We start from the raw sequence: 19672 nt of genomic DNA on the forward strand, positions 1-19672 counted from the left end.
GCGGAGCTTGTCATCGGGCCGCGCACCTGCGGGGACAAGGTGGCTCGCAATGCCGATCGGAGGCAGGCGCAGATTCAACTCACAACTACGCCGAAGCAAGCAAAAGGCCGGGGCAATGCCCCGGCCTTCGCCATGTCAGCCGCGCGGTGCGCCGGATATCAGTAGCGGTAGTGGTCCGACTTGAACGGGCCTTCCGGCTTGACGCCGATGTAGGAGGCCTGGTCGGGGCGCAGCTTGGTGAGATTCACGCCGATCTTGGCGAGATGCAGCATCGCCACCTTCTCGTCCAGCGACTTCGGCAGCACGTAGACTTCCTTCTTGTACTTGCCGTCCTTGTTGTTGGCGTAGAGCTCGATCTGGGCCAAGGTCTGGTTGGTGAAGGACGCCGACATCACGAAGGACGGGTGGCCCATCGCATTGCCGAGGTTCACGAGGCGGCCTTCGGACAGCAGGATCATGCGCTTGCCGTCGGGGAAGGTGATCTCGTCGACCTGCGGCTTGATGTTGGTCCACTTCAGGTTCTTCAGCGAGGCGACCTGGATCTCGTTGTCGAAGTGGCCGATGTTGCAGACGATGGCGCGATCCTTCATCGCGCGCATGTGCTCGATGGTGATGATGTCCTTGTTGCCGGTGGCGGTCACGAAGATGTCGGCGCGCGGCGCGGCGTCCTCCATCGTCACCACCTCATAGCCCTCCATTGCCGCCTGCAGCGCACAGATCGGGTCGATCTCGGACACCATGACGCGGCAGCCGGCCTGGCGCAGCGAGGCGGCCGAGCCCTTGCCGACGTCGCCGAAGCCGGCGACCATCGCGACCTTGCCCGACATCATCACGTCGGTACCGCGGCGGATGCCGTCGACCAGCGACTCGCGGCAGCCATAGAGGTTGTCGAACTTCGACTTGGTGACGCTGTCGTTGACGTTGATCGCGGGCCACAGCAGCGTGCCGGCCTTCTGCATGTCGTACAGGCGGTGCACGCCCGTGGTGGTCTCTTCCGAGACGCCCTTGATCGACTTGGCGATCTCGGCGAAGTAGCCCTTCGGCTTCTCCTTGAGCTGCTTCTTCAGCAGCGCGAAGAACACCTCCTCTTCCTCGGACGCCGGCTTGTCGAGGAACGCCGTGTCGCCGTTCTCGGCGCGCAGGCCGAGATGGACATACATGGTGGCGTCGCCACCGTCATCGAGGATCATGTTGGGATGGCCGCCGCCGTGCCAGTCGAACAGCTTGGCGGTGTAGTCCCAATAGTCGACAAGCGTCTCGCCCTTGACGGCGAACACCGGAATTCCGGCGGCGGCGATCGCGGCCGCCGCGTGGTCCTGGGTCGAATAGATGTTGCAGGAGACCCAGCGGATGTCGGCGCCGAGCGCCTTCAGCGTCTCGATCAGCACCGCGGTCTGGATGGTCATGTGCAGCGAGCCTGCGATGCGCGCGCCCTTCAGCGGCTGCTTCGGGCCATACTCCTCGCGCGTCGCCATCAGGCCGGGCATCTCGGTCTCAGCGAGCGAGATCTCCTTGCGTCCGAACTCGGCGAGCGAAATGTCCTTGACGATGTAGTCGTTGAAACCTGGCTTGGCGGTCATGTGGGGTTCCTGTCTGTAAAAGGCGTCATTCCGGGCGCGCGTCAGCGCGAACCCGGAATCCATCACTTCGAGATTCCGGGTTCAGCGCTGTCGCGCGGCCCCGGAATGACGGCACTAAGAGCTACACCGCACGCTTGAGCGCCTCGACGAGGTCGGTCTTCTCCCAGGAGAAGCCGCCCTCATTGTCCGGCGTACGGCCGAAATGGCCGTAGGACGAGGTGCGCGCATAGATCGGGCGATTGAGGTCGAGGTGGGTGCGAATGCCGCGCGGGGTCAGGTCCATCGCCTGAGCGGCCGCCTTCTCGAGCACCTCCTCCGGCACCTTGCCGGTGCCGTGGGTGTCGATATAGATCGACAGCGGCCGCGCCACGCCGATCGCATAGGCGAGCTGCAGGGTGCAGCGGTCGGCGAGACCAGCGGCGACGATGTTCTTTGCGACGTAGCGCGCGGCATAGGCGGCGGAGCGGTCGACCTTGGTCGGATCCTTGCCGGAGAACGCGCCGCCGCCATGCGGGGCAGCACCGCCATAGGTATCGACGATGATCTTGCGGCCGGTCAGACCAGCGTCGCCATCGGGACCGCCGATGTAGAACTTGCCGGTCGGGTTGATGTGCCAGATCGTCTTCGGCGTGATCCAGCCTTCCGGCAGCGCCTTGCGCACATAGGGCTCGACGCGCTCGCGGACCTGCGCCGAAGTCATGTCCTCGACCAGATGCTGGTGCGACACCACGATCTCGCGCACGCCGACCGGCTTGCCGTTCTCATACTGCACGGTGACCTGGCTCTTGGAATCCGGACCGAGCACCTTCTCGACACCGGCGTGGCGGGCTTCCGAGATCAGCCGCAGGATCTTGTGGGCATAGAAGATCGGCGCCGGCATCAAATCCGGCGTTTCATTGGTCGCGTAACCGAACATGATGCCCTGGTCGCCGGCGCCCTCTTCCTTGACTTCGCCGGGCTGCAGCGCGTCGACGCCCTGGGCGATGTCGGCCGACTGCGGATGCAGCAGGATCTCGATGTCGCAGGTCTTCCAGTGAAAACCTTCCTGCTCGTAGCCGATGTCCTTGATGGCCTCGCGGACGACGTGCTCGATGTGCTCGTTGGTGACCGAAGCCGGGCCGCGGGTCTCACCGGCGATCACGACCTTGTTGGTGGTGGCGAGCGTCTCGCAGGCGGCGCGGATCTGCCAGGGGTCGATGCCGGCCTTCGGCCCTTCACGGTAGAACAGGTCGACGATCTCGTCGGAAATACGGTCGCAGACCTTGTCCGGGTGGCCTTCGGACACCGACTCCGAGGTGAACAGATATGACGCGCGCATCAAGCAACCCCTTCTTCGCCGCCCACGGCGGTCGTTTGTATTGATCCCTAAGGAATGTCAGTCGCGACGCCGCGAGATGACGTAGGATTCATCGTAGAACCACAGCCCGTTGTGCTTTCGCAGAACCTCTCTGGCGGCGTCGAGCGCGCGGGACGAGTGGGCCACCTCGGTCAGGCGGTCTTCCTCGATCTGCGCGACATACACCGCCGCGTTCCAGGCTGCAAAGGCCGTCGAGGTTCCGATCGCACCGGTGACCTCGTTGGGCAGAGCCTCCATCTCATACCTGAAAATCGAGCGATTGTCCGCATAGGCGTTAAAATTTAAGTCCCGCCCACTGGAGCCGAGCTCGTATTTCACGGCGCGCAATAGCTCATGGCGGCTCACCGAGAAAGGATTTTCTCCCGGCCAGACCGCCTGGATGATGTCCAGGCCCGGATCCTGGCCGTGGGAGTGGATTCCGATCAGCCGGCCGCCCGGCTTCAGCGCCCGCGCCAGCGGTGCGATGATGCGCTTGGCGCGGAAATTGACCGAGGACCGGGCCCGGTAGGGCTGCGAGGCGATGATCAGGTCGAAATTGGCCTCGACCCGACCGGCCCGCGGGATGATGCCGTCGAGCAGGAAGCGGTGATCCTCGCGATACAGCACCAGGGCGATCGGCCGCTCATAGACCGGCATGCCGGTGCGCTGGGAGACGTTGGCGCGCCAGTTCTGCTCCAGAAACGGCTTCAGCGCCGTGATCTGGGCCTCGAAATCCCCGGACGAATCGCCCTGCAGCACGACCTCGTGCCAGATCATCGAGGCGGCTACCGAAGGCGACGCCGGCGTCAGCCAGGGCGCCTCGGCATAGTTCATGTTGGTGAACACGAACACGCTGGCCGGATGCTCGAACAGCCGGTCCGGGACCTTCTCCAGTGTCAGCCTGACATCCTCGAGGCTCAGCTCCTTGCCGGCCACATAGAACGGAATGTGTGGAAAACGGCCGTGCATGGTGCGCAGGACCTTCGACAGCACGGTGCCGTCGCCGACGCCGGCGTCGAACAGCCGCAGCGCCGGCGGCCGCGGATGGATGCTGGCGAGTTCGAGACCGACGCGCTCGGCCACCACCCGCTTCTCGCTGCAGGTGTGCACGAACAGCAGGTATTTCTGACGGTTCTCGAAGAAGCGGAAATTGCTCTTGGGATCGCGCTTTTCGGGCACGACGTCGAGCCGCGGCGGCGGCAGCGTGCCAGTCGAGGCCGCGATATAGGCCTGGATGCGATCCAGCGTGTCGATGGTGATGCGCTTGCCCTCGCGCAGCCGCTGCACGAGCTTGCCGTCGTTCACGGCGCGCCGGCCGAACGTCGATTCCGCCATGTCCGACTGGCGGCAGAACTCCGTGATCTGGGCGAGCAGCTGGTCGTTCTTCATTCGGCTCGACGGGTGGGAAACAGGAGTGGGCAACGCGCCCTTGGCCCAACCTCCTAGCACCATCTGCCCACCATTGGAAAGAGCCTGAACCCGGAACCTTCCGGACGCAACAAACCGGATAGGTTCCCGCCTCTCGTCCCCCACGGTCCGTGCCGATGCGCCGCTCCCTCCTGCTGCTGATACCGCTGCTGGCTGCCCTCTGGGCGTCTCCCGGCCTCGCCCAGTCGAAGTCCCAGCTTGGCCCCCTCTGTACCACCGAGACGACGCCGGCCGACCAGATGATCGCCGCCTGCACCAAGATCATCGCGCTGAAGGTGTTCTCCGGCAGCCAGCTCGCCACGATCTATTTCTGGCGCGCGGTCGGCTGGAACAAGAAGGGCGACTACACCCACGTCATCGCCGATGCCACCGAGGCGCTGCGGCTGCAGCCGGCGCAGGCGATCTACAATCTGCGCGGCTCGGCCTATTACGACAAGGGCGAGTACGAGATCGCGATCGCCGACTTCAACGACGCCATCAAGATCGGCGCGCCGAGCGGCACGCTCTTCCACAACCGCGGCAACGCCTATCGCGGCACCGGCGACTACGCCAGGGCGATTGCCGACTATGACCAGGCGATCAGGCTGACGCCGAAATCCGCGCTGTCCTGGCAGAATCGCGGCATCTCCAAGGAAGCGACCGGCGACCTCGACGGCGCGCTCGGCGACATCAACGAGGCGATCCGGCTCGATCCGGCGCTGGCCTCGCCGCTGATCAACCGCAGCGTGATCTGGCGCGCCAAGGGCCATCTCGACCGCGCCGTTGCCGACGCCTCCGAGGCGGTCCGGCTGGCGCAGAATCCGCCGGCCAACGTGATGACACCGCCGGGCAGCGTCGTCATCTCAGCCCACGTGCATCGCGCGCTGGCCTATGAGGCCAAGGGCGAGTTCGATGCGGCCAAGGCGGATTACGCCGCGGCGCTGAAGCCCACCGCATCCGATGCCGGCAGCAAGGCCAGCCAGGCCACCGCCAGGGTGCGGCTGTCGCTGCTGTCGGAGCCGGCGGCGCGCCCCCAGCAGCGGCCGGAATCCCCGGCCCCCTCCTCGGCCGCAGCGGTGCCGACCGGGCAGCGCATGGCGCTGGTCATCGGCAACGGCGCCTACACGCACGTGCAGCCGCTGCCCAATCCGCCGCGCGACGCGCGAGCCATCGCCAGGAGCCTGCGCGACATCGGCTTCACGGTGACGGAGGGCCTCGATCTCGACCGCGCGGCGATGCAGGCGAAGACGCGCGACTTCCTGCGCGAGGCGGCGCGGGCGCAGGTCGCCGTGGTGTTCTATGCCGGCCACGGCGTGCAGATCGACGGCCGCAACTATCTCGTCCCCACCGACATTGCGCCGTCTGCAGGCAGCGACGTGGTCACGGCGATGGTCGACATGGACCAGATCCTGGCCGGGCTCGACGACCAGGTCCGCACCAACATCCTGATCCTCGATGCCTGCCGCAACAATCCGTTCGCCCCGCCGGAGACGGCAGGCGCCGGCCCCGGCCGGGGTCTCAGCGCCAGCGGGCTCGCCGCACCAACGTCGCTCGGTACCGGCGCGACGTCCGGGGCCGGCACGCTGATCGCGTTCGCGACGGCGCCGGGCAAGGTCGCGCTCGACGGCGACGGCGACAACAGCCCGTTCTCGGCGGCGCTGACCCGCCACATCGGCACGCCCGGTCTCGAGGTGCAGCAGATGCTGACGCGCGTTCGCGCCGAGGTCGTGGCCGGCACCAAGAACAAGCAGGTGCCGTGGTCGAACTCCTCGCTGCTCGGTGAGGTCTATCTGGCGGCGAGATAGACCTGCGGCTGGGCAGGCGCTGCTCCAGCCCGACCGTCACGGCCCTCGGGGAGTCAGGTGCAGCATGCCCGAATCCTGATATGCTGCCGCACAATGGAGACGAAGCGTATCGCCGTCGGCCCGCCCAATCGCCGACACGATCCGCCAGCAACAAGCTCGTCTCGAAGGATCAGGGAGGCTCGCATGATCGGTCGTTTCGTTGTTGGACTTGGTCTGTCAGTCGTGCTGGCCGCAGGCCCGGCGCTCGCCGACGATGTCACCGGCGTCTGGCTGCGCGAAAGCGGCGCCTCCAAGGTCAAATTCGCGCCTTGCGGCGGCGCCGTCTGCGGCACGCTGGTCTGGATCAAGGAAGGCACCGACACTCCCGCCAAGGTCGGACAGCGGCTGTTCTCCGGGATGAAGCCGACCGGCCCCAATGCCTGGGCCGGCAGCTACAGCAATCCCGATGACGGCAAGACCTATGATGCCAAGATGACGCTCACCGGCGGCACCCTGACGACCGCCGGTTGCGCCTTTGGCGGCGTCATCTGCCGTTCCTCGACCTGGACGCGGGCGAATTAGAGCTCCGTTTGCGAATTCAGACTACGGTCGGGTCGCATCAAGGCATCGATCGTCCATATGGCAGCAAAGACGCAGGCGCGGCTGGGATTCGTGCTGTTTGCGGTGATTGCCGCAGCAGCCGCGACGTTCGTGCTGGCGCGCCGCTCCGCGACGCCGTCGGGCAGCGACCACCGCACGGTTCGCCAGCTCATCGTCCACTACAACCTGATGGCGCGCTCCGATGACCCGATCGTCGTGCTCGGCGACAGCATCGTCGAGGCGGCGACGCTGCCGGCCAGCGCCTGCGGACATCCGATCGTCAACGCCGGTCTCGCCGGCGCCGGGACGCGCAGCGACCTGGCCGGCTGGCTCAAGCCCGCACTCGGCCCGAAACGGCCGTTCGCGATCATCGTCTCCCTCGGCGTGAACGATGCGCTGACCGCCAAGTCCGACTCCGGCGAGGCCTTCGCCGGGCGCTACGAGGCCCTGCTGCGCGAGCTGTCAAACCTCACCACGCGCATCTTCGTCACCGAGTTTCCCTCCGTCGAGGCGCGCGGGCCATTCACGCCGGCCATGGAGAAGGCCGCCATGGCGAACATCACCGGCTATCGCGCCATGCTGCCGGACCTCGCGAGGCGCACCGGCGCGACCTTCCTGCCCCTGCCGCCGATGGAATCGCCGTTCACGCTCGAAGGCATCCACCTGAATGCCATGGGCTATCGGTCCTGGGACCAGGCGATCCTGCAGGGAACCGAGCTCGCCTGCCGCTGATCCCGCAGGCTGCGAAAACAATCCTTCACTTCGCGCCGGCTAGGATGGGGGCGCACATCCCGTCGAGACGGTTAACGATCACCGCATGGCCCCGCTTCACACATCGACATCGCCTGGGACTCACAAGCTGCTCGGACTGGAGCTGCTGCGTTTCCTCGCCACGATCTCGGTGCTGCTGTGGCACTACCCGCACTTCGCCTACATCGCCGATGCCCCTGTCGATCTCGTCCGCAGCGAGCTGCCGTTCTACAATGTCCTGTTTCCGTTCTATGAGCTCGGCGAATACGGCGTGGTGATCTTCTGGTGCATCTCGGGCTTCATCTTCTTCTGGAAGTACAGCGCGATCATCCCGGATGGCACGGTCGATGGCTGGACCTTCTTCGTCAACCGGGTGTCGCGGCTCTATCCGCTGCATCTCGCAACGCTGCTGCTGGTCGCGGGGCTGCAGGCCCTCTATGCCGCGCAGCACGGCGTCTTCTTCGTCTACCAGAGCAACGATCTCGCTCATTTCGTCACCCAGCTTTTCATGGCGAGCGACTGGCTGCCGCCGACCGGGGTCAGCTTCAACGGCCCGATCTGGTCGGTCTCGATCGAGGTTCTGGTCTATGCGGCCTTCTTCCTGGCGCTGCGTTTCGTCACCACATCACCGCTGTTGAACCTGGCGATGATCCTGGCCGGCATCGCGAGCGGGACACTGGTCGGCAAGTGTTTCGTGTTCTTCTATGCCGGCGGACTGGCCGCCATGGCGCGGCAGGGCGTCGCCGATGCCCCGTACCGCGCGCGGCTGGAAGCGTTCGCCGCGTGCGCCGTCGTTACAATTCCGCCGGCCCTCTGGCTCTCCGGCGTTGAGCTTGCCGAGCGCTCCGCAGCGCTCCTGCTCGTTTATACACCCATCCTCTTGTTCGTCTGCGCGACGCCCATCACGCTTCCACGGCGCACCGAAGTCCTGCTGCAGGCCGCCGGCAACATGACTTATTCGTGCTACCTGTTGCACTTCCCGATCCAGCTCACGATCGCGCTGGCTTTCGGCGCGCTTGGACGAGCGATGCCCTACGGCAGCCCCTCGTTCTGGGTCGGCTTCATGGGGCTGACCCTGACCGCGGCGTATCTCACCTATTCCGGGTTCGAGGCCCCGGCACAGCGGCTGATCCGCCGCGCGCTGCTGCGCAAAAAAGAAGCGGAGCGGATTGCTCCGGCCCCGCTTCCGCATCACTGATCAGCACGCCCCATGTCGAGGCGTGCAGTGTTCACGGCGCGCTTACTTCCCCCAGATCTCCTCGGCAAGCTCGACGCAGAGGCGCAGCTTGGCCCACTGCTCTTCCTCGGAGAGGATGTTGCCCTCCTCGGTCGAGGCGAAGCCGCATTGCGGCGACAGCGCGAGCTGGTCGAGCGGGGCGAACTTCGAGGCCTCTTCCAGGCGGCGCTTGATGTCGTCCTTCTTCTCGAGCTCGCCGACCTTCGAGGTCACGAGACCGACGACGACGACCTTGTTGCCCTTGGGCAGGAAGCGCAGCGGCTCGAAGCCGCCGGCGCGCTCGCTGTCATACTCCAGGAAATAGCCGTCGTAGTTGGTATTGGCGAGCATGGTCTCGGCGACCGGCTCGTAGCCGCCCGAGGAGATCCAGGTCGAACGGAAATTGCCGCGGCAGACATGCGTGGTGATCGTCATGTCGGCGGGCCGCTCGGCGATCGCGTAGTTGATGATGCGCGAATAGATCTGCTGCAGACCGTCGGGATTGTCGCCGCGCTCGCGCGCCTTCTTGAGCTCGTCCTGCGAGCACAGATAAGCCCAGACCGTATCGTCGAACTGCAGGTAGCGGCAGCCGGCGTCGTAGAAGGCCTTCACGGCCTTGCGATAGGTCTTGCCGAGATCCTCGTAGAAGGCGTCGAGATCGGGATAGACGTCCTTGGAGATCGACTTGCGGCCGCCACGGAAGTGCAGCACCGCCGGTGACGGGATCGTCATCTTCGCCGTGACATGCGCGGTGTCGGCGTGCCTCTTGAGGAAGCGGAAGTGGTCGAGCATCGGATGACTATCCGGGAAGTCGAGCTTGCCGATCACGCGCACCGCGTCATGACGAGTCTGCACGCCGGTGAACTGGATGCCGGTGTCCGGGTGAAACAGCTCGCATCCGGTCAGCTTGGCGAGAAAGTCGAAGTGCCACCAGGAGCGACGGAACTCTCCGTCGGTGGCGAGCTTGAGACCGGTCGAGGCCTGGCGATGCACGACCTTCTCAATCTCCATGTCCTCGATCTTTCGGAGATCGTCGGCCGAGATCTCGCCCTTCTCGAGCTTGGCGCGGGCTTCCTTGATCTTCTGCGGCCGCAAGAGGCTGCCGACTTCGTCGGCGCGGAATGGGGGCTTGGTGCGTTGCATGTGCTCACTCCTTGGAAGGCGTCGATTCGTTGGATAGGGTTGTTGGACCGGCTGCGATCTGTCCTGGCTGGTTACCTGGGCAAAGCGTGATGGACTGGGTCCATCCCCTACCCCGTATCCGGTCGGTATACAATTCTATCGAGGAGAGATCGTGGAGGGGCATGGCGCAATCCATGGCCCGAGCAATGGGCTGACCTACCCTGACCTCGTTCAATGGGGCATCCTGAGGTGAACCCATCAAATCCGCCTCCAGGTGAAGTGCCATCGCGACAACGGCGCTGGCCAGCCTTCCTGCTGTAACGACCGGATCCTGCATACCGGTGTCCACGGCGGCCGCACCATACCGCCGGATCTTCCGGCATGGCCTTCACGCTGACTGCGCGAGCCACACCGTCCCTGAAACCAAGGATGACGCTTCGCCCTGTAGCGTTCAAGCCCGACGATCAGGTCAATGCGCCGCCGCGCTCGCGACGCCGAGGTGCCGCTCCAATGGCGCCGGATCGGCCTTCAAGGCGCTCGACGGCGCGTCATGCACGATGGTGCCACGCTCCAGGATGACGACGCGGTCAGCCAGCGCGAGCAGCTTCTGCGCGTGCTGCTCGACGATCACGGAGCACAGGCCGCCGGCGCGACTGATGGTGCCGATCGCGGCCAGCAGCTCCTCGACGATGATCGGCGCGAGGCCCTCGGTCGGCTCGTCGAGCAGCAGCACCTTGGGATTCAGGGTGAGCGCGCGGCCGATCGCCAGCATCTGCTGCTCGCCGCCGGAGAGCTGATTGCCGAAATTGTTGCGTCGCTCCTTGAGCCGCGGAAACATCTGGTAGACGCGCTCGATCGTCCAGGGTCCCGGCTGCGCCACCGCCGTCATGTTCTCCTCCACCGTGAGCGAGCGGAAGATGTTGCGCTCCTGCGGCACCCAGCCGATGCCGGCGCGGGCGCGCTGGTCGGCGCGAAGAGCCGTGATGTCGGTGCCGGCGAGCGCGAGCTTGCCGGAGAAGCGGCGGGTGACGCCGACGATGGAGTTGATCAACGTGGTCTTGCCAGTGCCATTGCGGCCGAGCAGCGCCAGCACCTGGCCCTCGGGCAGCTTGAGCGACATGTTCGGCAGCACGACCGCCTGGCCGTAGCCGGCGCGAAGATTTTCAATCGCGAGCAGATCGGTCATCACGCAGCCTCGCCGAGATAGACCGCCTTGACCTGCGGATCACGCGCGACCTCGTCGGGCGTGCCTTCGACCAGCAGAGCGCCGGAGACCAGGACCGAGATGCGGTCGGCGAAGGAGAAGACGAGGTCCATGTCGTGCTCGATCAGCAGCACCGTGACGTCGCGCGGCAGCGCGGCGACCGCGGCGAGGATGTCCTTGCGCTCGCCCTCGGGCACGCCGGCGGCGGGCTCGTCGAGCAGCAGCACGCGCGGGCGCGCGGCGATCGCGACCGCGATCTCCAGCAGGCGCTGCTTGCCATAGGGCAAGGTCGAGGTACGGTCGTTCATCACGTCGAGCAGCCGGAAGCGCTCGAGCGTCTCGGCGATCTCGGCATTGATGTCGTCGCGCGTGCCCATGCGCCGCCACCAATTGCCGCCGCCGCCGAGCCGCTCGGAGACCGCAAGCCCGATGGTCTCCAACGGCGTCAGGTCGGGATACAGCTGGTTGATCTGGAAGGTGCGCGACAGGCCGCGCAGCACGCGCTTGTGCACCGGCAGATCGGTGATGTCCTGGCCTTCGAGCAGGATGCGGCCCGCGCTCGGCTCCAGCACGCCGGTGAGCTGATTGATGACCGTGGTCTTGCCGGCGCCGTTCGGACCGATCAGCGCGTGGCGCGCGCCGGGCGCGATCTGCAGCGACAGGTCGCGGGTGACGTGAAGGCCGCCGAAATGCTTGTCGAGGCCGCGGGTTTCCAATGCGTAGGTCATGGCGCCTCGTTATCGGTGAGGGCCACCGCGGCCTTGCGGCCGGCGATCTGGCGCAGGACGAGGTTGGGCAGCCACAGCGCATAGGCGTGGATGCGGTGGCGGCCGACCAGCACGATGACGACCAGCACGAGGCCGATCCAGAACATCCAGTACTGCGGCGTGATCCACTGGAACAGTTCCTGCAACATCCGGAACACGGCGGCGCCGATCAGCCCGCCATAGAGATAGCCGGAGCCGCCGATGACCAGCATCAGCACCAGATCGGCCGAGCGCTCGAACGCGAACACGTCCAGCGAGGCGAGCGCCGTGGTCTGGGTGAACAGCGCCCCCGCAATGCCGGCATAGAACGCCGCGACGGTGTAGATCGCGATCAGGCGTTTGTTGACGGGAATGCCGACAGCGGCCGCGCGCAACGGATTGTTCTTGATCGCGCGCAGCGACAAGCCGAACGGCGAGTGTACGATGGTCCGCGCCAGCAGGAACAGCACGAACAGCACCGCAAGCGAATAGAAGAAGCCGGTCCTGCCGAACATGTCGAAGGCGAACACGCCGAAGATCGGCTGGATGTCGATGCCCTGGAGACCGTCGGTACCGCCGGTGATGTTGGAGAAGCGCTCCGCCAGCGCCTCCATCAACAGCGCGATGCCGAGCGTCACCATCAGCCGCGTCAGGTCGACGCCGCGGATGACCAGGAAGCTGGTGGCGAAGCCAAGCACGGTGGCGGCGAGGCCGGCCACGATCAGCGCCAGCACCGGCTCGTTGATGATGCCGTGCACCGAGAGCAGGCCCGCGCAATAGGCTCCGACGCCGAAGAAGGCGGCGTGGCCGAGCGAGACGATGCCGGCATAGCCGAGGATCAGGTCGAGCGACAGCGCGAACAACGCCAGCCGCAGGATCTCGGTCATGATCAGGTAGCGCGAGGGAAACGCGAGGCCAACCGCCAGCACGACGATCCAGAAGGCGAACTCGCTCCAGTGCCAGCGGCCATGCTGCCTGGCGTGAAATCCGACCTCGGCTTGTGCGTTCGTGGTCATGCGATCCTCACCGCGTCGCCGTGCGACCGAACAGGCCGTTCGGACGCCAGATCAGGATCACGATCATGATGGTGTAGATGACGAAGGGGCCGAGCTTCGGCACGTAGTATTTGCCGGCGACGTCGCCGATGCCGAGCAGCAGCGAGGCCAGGAACGGCCCGGTGATCGAGGACGAGCCGCCCACGGTGACCACGATCAGGAAGTAGATCATGAACTTCAGCGGGAAATACGGATCGAGGCCGAGAATCTCGGCGCTGAGCGCGCCGCCCAGGCCAGCGAGCCCGCAGCCGAACGCGAAGGTGAAGGCGAACACCTGCGGCACGTTGATGCCGAGGCCGCTCGCCGCGCGGGGATCATCGACGGCGGCGCGCAGTCGGCTGCCGAACCGGGTCTTGGAGAGCACCAGCTGCAGCCCCACCGTGAGCAGCCCGCAGATCACGATGATCATCAGCCGATAGCGGCCGATGCCAACGCCGAAGATGTCGAACTGGCCCTGCAACACATCGGGCAGATTGATGAAGATTCGCGAGGAGCCCATGATGTAGTCGACCGCGGCCACCGTCATGAAGACGAGCCCGATCGAGAACAGCACCTGGTCGAGATGGCTGCGCGCATAGAGATGCTGATAGAGCGTCCGCTCCAGCAGCGCGCCGATCATGGCGCTCGCGACGAAGGCCAGCGGCAGCGCCGCGAAGAACGGCCATCCCATCCGGTTGACGAGCACGGCGCAGACATAGCCGCCGGCCATGGCGAAGGCGCCATGGGCGAGGTTGACGAAGTTCATCAGGCCGAGCGTCACGGCGAGCCCGCAGGCCAGCACGAACAGCAGCATGCCGTAGGCGACGCCGTCGAACAGGTTGGTGAGGATGGCGGTCATTGAAGTGTACGTCGGTCCCCGGTCCTATCCCTTCCAGGGAAGGGCACACATGTCACGCTTCGCTCGGTCTGCGCCTCCCCCGCGTGCGGGGGAGGTCGGATCGCATCGAAGATGCGATCCGGGTGGGGGAACTCTCTGCACACGACCAGCGCGCCGCGGGGCGCCCCCACCCCAGCCCTCCCCCGCAAGCGGGAGAGGGAGCGGCACCTGTCGTGCCGCGCGTCCCTCGATGACGCCTATCGCGTCACTTCTTGGCCTTGCCCGGATCCTTGACGGCGTCGAAGGTCTGGAACTCGACGTTGTAGAGCTCGCCGTCGACCTTCTCGACCTTGCGGATGTAGACGTTCTGAACGATGTCGCGCGTCTCCGGATCGATCGAGATGGGACCGCGCGGGCTCTCCCACGCCATGCCCTTCATCGCAGCAATCAGGGAATCGCCGTCGGTCTTGCCACCGGTCTTCTTCAGCGCCTCGTAGATCAGATGGATGCCGTCGTAGCCGCCGACCGCCATGAAGCCTGGACGGCTGTTGAACGCCTTCTTGTAGGCCGCGACGAACTCCTTGTTCTTCGCCGACGGATGCGCCGCCGAATAGATGTGCGCGGTGACGGCGCCGAGCACGGCGTCGCCCATGTCGTTGAGCAGGTCGTCGTCGGTGACGTCACCCGGTCCGATCACCTTGATGCCGCTCTTGTCGAGGCCGCGCTCGGCATATTGTTTCATGAAGTTGCCGCCTTGGCCGGCCGGCACGAACACGAACATGGCGTCCGGCTTGGCGTCCTTCATGCGCTGCAGGAAGGGAGCGAAGTCGGGGTTCGCCAGCGGAACCTTGATTTCCTCGACGATCTCGCCACCGCCAGCGGTGAAATGCTCCTTGAACGAGGCCAGCGCGTCGTTGCCGGGCGCGTAGTCCGAGGTCAGCGTGGCGACCTTCTTGATGCCGTTCTTGACCGCCCAGTCGCCGATGATGGTGGAGGACTGCGGCAGCGTGAAGCTGGTGCGGACGATGTAGGGCGACTTCTCGGTGATGATGGAGGTGCCGGCCGCCATGACGACTTCCGGGATCTTGCCCTGGGTGGCGAGCGGCGCGGCGGCGAAGGCCGCCGGCGTCACGCCAAAGCCGGCGATCACGTTGACCTTGTCGTTGACGATCAGTTCCTGCGCCAGACGCTTGGTATTGTCGGGCAGCGCCGCGTCGTCCTTGAGGATGACCTGGATCTTCTTGCCGGCGACGGTGTCGCCGTTCTGCTGCATGTAGAGCTTGATGGCATTGTCGATCTGCTTGCCGGTCGACGCCTGGCCGCCGGTCATCGGCACGATCAGGCCGATCTTGAACACGTCTTCGGCCCGCGCCGCACCCGACGCGAGCGCAGCCGCGGCAAGAGCCGCACTGGCGAGCGTCAGTGTCTTGTTTCGCACGAACATTGAAACTACCTCCCTGGTCGGATCAGGACCGCAGCCCCCGGCCATTGTTGTCTTAACCGTGCGATCTCGTTCGCGATATCGCGGGCGCATCGCTGCGGACTCGGGACCGCGTTGTCAATGGCGATCATGGGAGGCTTCGTGAACGGTAGGTTTCCGCAACGGACCACCAATCCGTGATAGGTATATTAATACCCCAATCATCGAACGGCCAAATTTTGCCAATTGATGGCAAGTCGTTAGGGTCCGGGCCGCGGATCGCCCGCAGCACGAAAGGTCCCCCGTCAATGCCGGCCAGACACCCCCACCGGACCAGACTGTTTCCGGCCGCGATGATGCTTCTGGCCATGGCCGGGCCGATCCTTTCCGGCTGCTCGTCGATCAATGAGAAGGTCGGCGCGGGGATGGGCGACCTGATGCCGCAATGGGCCGGCGGCCTGCCGGCCGGTGCGCCGCCCCGTCCAGGAACCCCGGAATACGACCGTTTCATGCAGGAGCGCGAGCGGCAGCGGCAGATGCCGGCCGCCGAACGCGACAAGGAGACGCAGTCCAACGCCAACGCGCAGGCGACCGTCCCCGGCCGCTGACGGGCGGTCGCGACATCAATCCATGAAGACGACGGTCTTGCGCCCGTTGAGGATGACGCGATCCTCGAGGTGATAGCGGATCGCCCGCGCCAGCACGCGCCGCTCGATGTCGCGGCCCTTGCGCACGAGGTCCTCCGGCGTGTCGCGATGGCTGATGCGCTCGACATCCTGGTCGATGATCGGACCCTCGTCGAGATCCCGGGTCACGTAATGAGCTGTGGCGCCGATCAGCTTGACGCCGCGCTCATAGGCCTGGTGATAGGGTTTTGCGCCCTTGAAGCCCGGCAGAAACGAATGATGGATGTTGATACAGCGGCCCGACAGGCTGGCCGACATCTCGTCCGACAGGATCTGCATGTAGCGCGCCAGCACGACGAGATCGGTCCTGGTCTCCTCGACCAGCTTCAGGATCGCCTGCTCCTGGTCGCGCTTGGTGTCCTTGGTCACCGGCATGTGGTGGAACGGGATGTCGCCGAAATCGAGCCCGGCATAGGTCTCGCGCGGATGGTTGGAGACGATGGCGGTCGGAATCATCGCCAGGTCGCGGGTGCGCCAGCGATAGAGGATGTCGACCAGACAATGGTCGAACTTCGACACCAGCAGCATCACCCGGCGCAGCCCGGCGCGGTCGCGCATCTGCCAGTCCATCGCAAAGCGCTCGGCGATCGCGGCGAAGCCGGTCTGCAGCGCCGGCAGGTTGACCGCGAGATCGGCGGCCGTGAACACCACCCGCATGAAGAAGTGACCCGTCTCGAAGTCGCCGAACTGCTGGGCATCGAGAATGTTCTGGCCATTGTGGGCGAGGAAGGTCGAAACGGCCGAGACGATCCCGGGACGATCCGGGCAGGACAGGGTCAGGACATATTGGTGGTCGGACATGGCGATGACGTACCGGGCGGATGATATGAGGGGAATGATGCGGCAGGCTTGGCGCCCGTTCGGGCCCTGCTCTACCACCCTCCGCGCCCTTGCGCCAACGCTCGGCGCGGGGGCAGGATGAACAAAACATCAACTCTCAAACTTCGAGCATCGCCATGGCTGACAGGCTGACCGGCAACCGCATCCTGATCCTGGAAACCCGCGAGGAGGCGCAGTTCTCGCGACTGCTCGCCGAGCAAGGCGCCGACGTGCTGCAATGTCCGATGTTCACGATCCAGGATGCGCCGGACCCCGCGCCGATCGAGGCCTGGATCCGCCGCTGCATCGAGCGGCCGTTGGATGATCTCGTGCTGATGACCGGCGAGGGTCTCAGGCGGCTGATGACCGTGGTGCGCCGGATCGGCGTCGAGGCCGAGTTCATCGCCGCGCTCGGCAAGGCCCGGAAGTTCACCCGCGGCCCCAAGCCAGGGCGTGCCTTGCGCGAGCTCGGCTTGGAGGCGCAGGTCACCACGGAGAAGCCGACCTCGGAAGGTGTTGCCGAACTACTGGCAAGCTACGACCTCAAGGGCCATCGGCTCGGCCTGCAGCTCTATCCCGACAAAGATCATTCCGCGCTGATCGGTGCAATCAAGGCTGGTGGCGCCGAGGTCGATCCGGTGCTGCCCTATGTCTATGACGCCAAGGCGGCGGATGCGAACATCCTCATCGCGATCGACGAGATGATCGCCGGCCATGTCGATGCGATCGCGCTGACGAGTTCGGGCCAGCCGCGGCGGCTGTTCGACGTCGCCAAGGCGCACGGCGTGGAGGATCGACTGCGGCAGGGCTTGGCGCGTACGCCGATCGCCTCGGTCGGGCCCGTGGTGACGGAGGAGCTGGCTGCGCATGGGCTTGCGCCGTCGATCACGCCGGCGGGCGAGGCCTATTTCATGAAGCCGCTGATTTCGGCGATGGCCACGGCGCTGGGTGTGAAAGTGCCACGCGCTTCACCAAACTAATGGTGTCGTCCCGGCGAACGCCGGGACCCGTACCGCGTGATGTCTGACATGGGCAAACGGCACATTCCGCGCGTCTCACAGCATTCGGTGGTTATGGGTCGCGGCTCAAGGCCGGGACGACAGCGGAGGGTTACGCTTGCGCGTGTCCCCTCTCCTGCAGGAACGCTTGATACGCGCGCGCGATGCCGTCCTTCAGCGACGTCGTCGCGCGCCAGCCGAGCGCGGCGAGGCGCGACACGTCGAGCAGCTTGCGCGGCGTGCCGTCAGGCCGCGAGGCGTCGAAGCTGATCCGTCCCTGATAGCCGACGGTGGCCGCGACCACGCGCGCGAAATCGGCAATGGTGATGTCCTCACCGGTGCCGATGTTGACCAGCCCGGTGTCCGAATAGGTCTTCATCAGGTGCACGCAGGCATCCGCCATGTCGTCGACATAGAGGAATTCGCGCCGCGGCGTTCCCGTGCCCCAGACGACCACCTCGGGCGCATCGGCGAGCCTGGCCTCGTGGAAGCGGCGGATCAGCGCCGCGACCACGTGGCTGTATTCGGGATGATAGTTGTCGCCCGGACCATAGAGATTGGTCGGCATCACGTTGATGAAGTCGGCGCCGTACTGGCTGCGATAGGCCTCGACCATCTTGATGCCGGCGATCTTGGCGATCGCATAGGGCTCGTTGGTCGGCTCCAGCGGCCCGGTCAGCATGGCGTCCTCGCGCAGTGGCTGCGCGGCAAGCTTCGGATAGATGCAGGAGGAACCGAGAAACATCAGCTTCTCGGCGCCGTTCACATGCGCGGCGTGGATGACATTGGCAGCAATGGCAATGTTGTCGTAGATGAACTCGGCGCGCAGCGTGTTGTTGGCGACGATGCCGCCGACCTTCGCCGCAGCGAGGAACACGACCTGCGGCCTGGCGCGCGCGAACCATGCGAACACCGCCGCCTGGTCGCGCAGATCGACCTCGCTGCGCGGCACCGTCAGCAACTCGACGCCTTCGCTCGCCAACCGCCGCACCAGCGCGCTGCCGACCATCCCGCGATGGCCGGCGACGAAGACACGCTTGCCGTGGAGATCAAACGGCGTGGCCACTGCTCGCCTCCCGCCGCGCGGCGCACAGATCGCTGGCGACCATCTCCTTGACCAGTTGGGCGAAGCTCGTCCTTGGTTTCCATCCGAGCTTGTCGCGCGCCTTGCTGCAATCGCCGATCAAGAGGTCGACCTCGGTCGGGCGGAAATAGGTCGGGTCGATCCGCACCACCGCCTTGCCGGATTTGGCGTCGATCCCGGTCTCCTCGACCCCCTCGCCGCGCCATTCGATGCGGCGACCGACCTCGGCGAAGGCGAGTTCGACCAGTTCGCGCACCGAATGGGTCTCACCGGTCGCCAGTACGAAATCGTCGGGCGTATCGGCCTGCAGGATGCGATGCATGCCCTCGACATAGTCGCGCGCATGGCCCCAGTCGCGTTTGGCCTCGAGATTGCCGAGATAGATCGTCTCCTCCAGGCCGGTTTCGATGCGGGCGACGCCGCGGGTGATCTTGCGGGTCACGAAGGTCTCGCCACGGATCGGGCTCTCGTGGTTGAACAGGATGCCGTTGCAGGCGAACATCCCGTAGGCCTCGCGATAGTTCACCGTGATCCAGTAGCCGTAGAGCTTGGCGCAGCCATAGGGCGAGCGCGGATAGAACGGCGTGGTCTCCCGTTGCGGAATCTCCTGGACCAGGCCGTACAGCTCCGAGGTCGAGGCCTGGTAGAAGCGCGTCTGCTTCTCCATGCCGAGAATGCGAATGGCTTCCAACAAGCGCAGGACCCCGAGCGCGTCGGCATTGGCGGTGTATTCCGGACTCTCGAAGCTGACGCCGACGTGGCTCTGGGCGGCGAGATTGTAGATCTCGTCGGGGCGGATCTGCTGCACCAGCCGGATCAGGTTGGTGGAATCGGTCATGTCGCCGTAGTGCAGCAGGAACGGCACGTTGCCTTCGTGCGGATCCTGGTAGAGATGGTCGATCCGCGCGGTATTGAAGGACGATGACCGCCGCTTGATCCCGTGCACGGTGTAGCCGAGACCGAGCAGATATTCGGCCAGATACGCGCCGTCCTGGCCCGTGACGCCCGTGATCAGCGCCACGCGGCCGCTGCAGTCCTTCCCCACCAT

Annotated in this window: 18 protein-coding genes; 6 read left to right on the forward strand and 12 right to left on the reverse strand. The window is 65.5% G+C overall.

All coding sequences use genetic code 11. The annotated features are described in order from the left end of the window. Positions 1–158: 158 nt before the first annotated feature. The 3 genes from ahcY to ACQR0U_RS22785 all read right to left on the reverse strand — a co-directional run bounded on the left by ahcY (position 159) and on the right by ACQR0U_RS22785 (position 4305). Positions 159–1580 (reverse strand): adenosylhomocysteinase, encoded by a 1422-nt coding sequence (ahcY, locus tag ACQR0U_RS22775; protein WP_315712889.1) that lies wholly within the window; start codon positions 1578–1580, stop codon positions 159–161. Between the two features lie 121 nt (positions 1581–1701). Next, positions 1702–2898: a methionine adenosyltransferase gene (gene metK / locus ACQR0U_RS22780; RefSeq protein ID WP_315712890.1), complete on the reverse strand. Its 1197-nt coding sequence runs from the start codon at positions 2896–2898 to the stop codon at positions 1702–1704. 57 nt (positions 2899–2955) lie between these two features. Next, positions 2956–4305 carry a hypothetical protein gene (locus ACQR0U_RS22785; RefSeq protein ID WP_172112675.1) on the reverse strand — a complete coding sequence of 450 codons (1350 nt, stop codon included), beginning with the start codon at positions 4303–4305 and terminating at the stop codon, positions 2956–2958. Between the two features lie 155 nt (positions 4306–4460). Here ACQR0U_RS22785 and ACQR0U_RS22790 point away from each other — a divergent pair, with 155 nt between their 5' ends. From ACQR0U_RS22790 to ACQR0U_RS22805, 4 genes are all read left to right on the forward strand, one after another. Further along, positions 4461–6128 (forward strand): caspase family protein, encoded by a 1668-nt coding sequence (locus ACQR0U_RS22790; RefSeq protein ID WP_434863253.1) that lies wholly within the window; start codon positions 4461–4463, stop codon positions 6126–6128. Positions 6129–6311: 183 nt separating this feature from the next. Next, a complete protein-coding gene (locus ACQR0U_RS22795; RefSeq protein WP_315712895.1) occupies positions 6312–6689 on the forward strand; it encodes a DUF2147 domain-containing protein in 378 nt (125 codons plus the stop codon). A 57-nt stretch (positions 6690–6746) separates the two neighbouring features. Beyond that, positions 6747–7439, forward strand: coding sequence for an SGNH/GDSL hydrolase family protein (locus ACQR0U_RS22800; protein WP_316191402.1), 693 nt, complete (start codon positions 6747–6749; stop codon positions 7437–7439). Positions 7440–7524: 85 nt separating this feature from the next. After that, positions 7525–8655 carry an acyltransferase family protein gene (locus ACQR0U_RS22805; RefSeq protein WP_315753592.1) on the forward strand — a complete coding sequence of 377 codons (1131 nt, stop codon included), beginning with the start codon at positions 7525–7527 and terminating at the stop codon, positions 8653–8655. 42 nt (positions 8656–8697) lie between these two features. On the opposite strand, the gene ACQR0U_RS22810 is transcribed toward ACQR0U_RS22805, so the two are convergent. From ACQR0U_RS22810 to ACQR0U_RS22835, 6 genes are all read right to left on the reverse strand, one after another. After that, positions 8698–9816: a cobalamin-independent methionine synthase II family protein gene (locus ACQR0U_RS22810; RefSeq protein WP_434872261.1), complete on the reverse strand. Its 1119-nt coding sequence runs from the start codon at positions 9814–9816 to the stop codon at positions 8698–8700. Between the two features lie 448 nt (positions 9817–10264). Beyond that, positions 10265–10981, reverse strand: coding sequence for an ABC transporter ATP-binding protein (locus ACQR0U_RS22815; RefSeq protein ID WP_315712901.1), 717 nt, complete (start codon positions 10979–10981; stop codon positions 10265–10267). Further along, positions 10981–11727, reverse strand: coding sequence for an ABC transporter ATP-binding protein (locus tag ACQR0U_RS22820; protein ID WP_315712902.1), 747 nt, complete (start codon positions 11725–11727; stop codon positions 10981–10983). The genes ACQR0U_RS22815 and ACQR0U_RS22820 overlap by 1 nt, the downstream gene beginning before the upstream one ends. Next, on the reverse strand, positions 11724–12761 hold the full coding sequence (locus ACQR0U_RS22825) for a branched-chain amino acid ABC transporter permease (RefSeq protein ID WP_315712904.1): 1038 nt from the start codon (positions 12759–12761) through the stop codon (positions 11724–11726). The genes ACQR0U_RS22820 and ACQR0U_RS22825 overlap by 4 nt, the downstream gene beginning before the upstream one ends. Positions 12762–12768: 7 nt before the next feature. Continuing rightward, the gene (locus tag ACQR0U_RS22830) at positions 12769–13638 is read right to left on the reverse strand and encodes a branched-chain amino acid ABC transporter permease (protein WP_315753586.1); all 870 of its coding nucleotides are present in this window, start codon (positions 13636–13638) and stop codon (positions 12769–12771) included. A gap of 244 nt (positions 13639–13882) precedes the next feature. Next, the gene (locus ACQR0U_RS22835) at positions 13883–15061 is read right to left on the reverse strand and encodes an ABC transporter substrate-binding protein (protein ID WP_315753584.1); all 1179 of its coding nucleotides are present in this window, start codon (positions 15059–15061) and stop codon (positions 13883–13885) included. A 344-nt stretch (positions 15062–15405) separates the two neighbouring features. Between ACQR0U_RS22835 and ACQR0U_RS22840 the strand changes: the two genes are divergently transcribed. Next, positions 15406–15645: a hypothetical protein gene (locus ACQR0U_RS22840; RefSeq protein WP_434843981.1), complete on the forward strand. Its 240-nt coding sequence runs from the start codon at positions 15406–15408 to the stop codon at positions 15643–15645. A gap of 15 nt (positions 15646–15660) precedes the next feature. Here ACQR0U_RS22840 and purU read toward each other — a convergent pair whose 3' ends face one another. Next, positions 15661–16524, reverse strand: coding sequence for a formyltetrahydrofolate deformylase (gene purU / locus ACQR0U_RS22845; protein ID WP_434843982.1), 864 nt, complete (start codon positions 16522–16524; stop codon positions 15661–15663). 155 nt (positions 16525–16679) lie between these two features. Here purU and ACQR0U_RS22850 point away from each other — a divergent pair, with 155 nt between their 5' ends. Then, a complete protein-coding gene (locus ACQR0U_RS22850; protein ID WP_434843983.1) occupies positions 16680–17522 on the forward strand; it encodes a uroporphyrinogen-III synthase in 843 nt (280 codons plus the stop codon). A gap of 130 nt (positions 17523–17652) precedes the next feature. On the opposite strand, the gene fcl is transcribed toward ACQR0U_RS22850, so the two are convergent. Both fcl and gmd read right to left on the reverse strand, forming a co-directional pair. Next, a complete protein-coding gene (gene fcl / locus ACQR0U_RS22855) occupies positions 17653–18606 on the reverse strand; it encodes a GDP-L-fucose synthase (protein WP_434843984.1) in 954 nt (317 codons plus the stop codon). Continuing rightward, positions 18590–19672, reverse strand: a complete 1083-nt coding sequence (gene gmd, locus ACQR0U_RS22860; protein WP_315712910.1) for a GDP-mannose 4,6-dehydratase — start codon at positions 19670–19672, stop codon at positions 18590–18592. Before gmd ends, fcl begins: the two co-directional genes overlap by 17 nt.

The sequence above is a fragment of the Bradyrhizobium sp. HKCCYLRH3097 genome (genome assembly GCF_051167875.1).
Classification (GTDB): Bacteria; Pseudomonadota; Alphaproteobacteria; order Rhizobiales; family Xanthobacteraceae; genus Bradyrhizobium.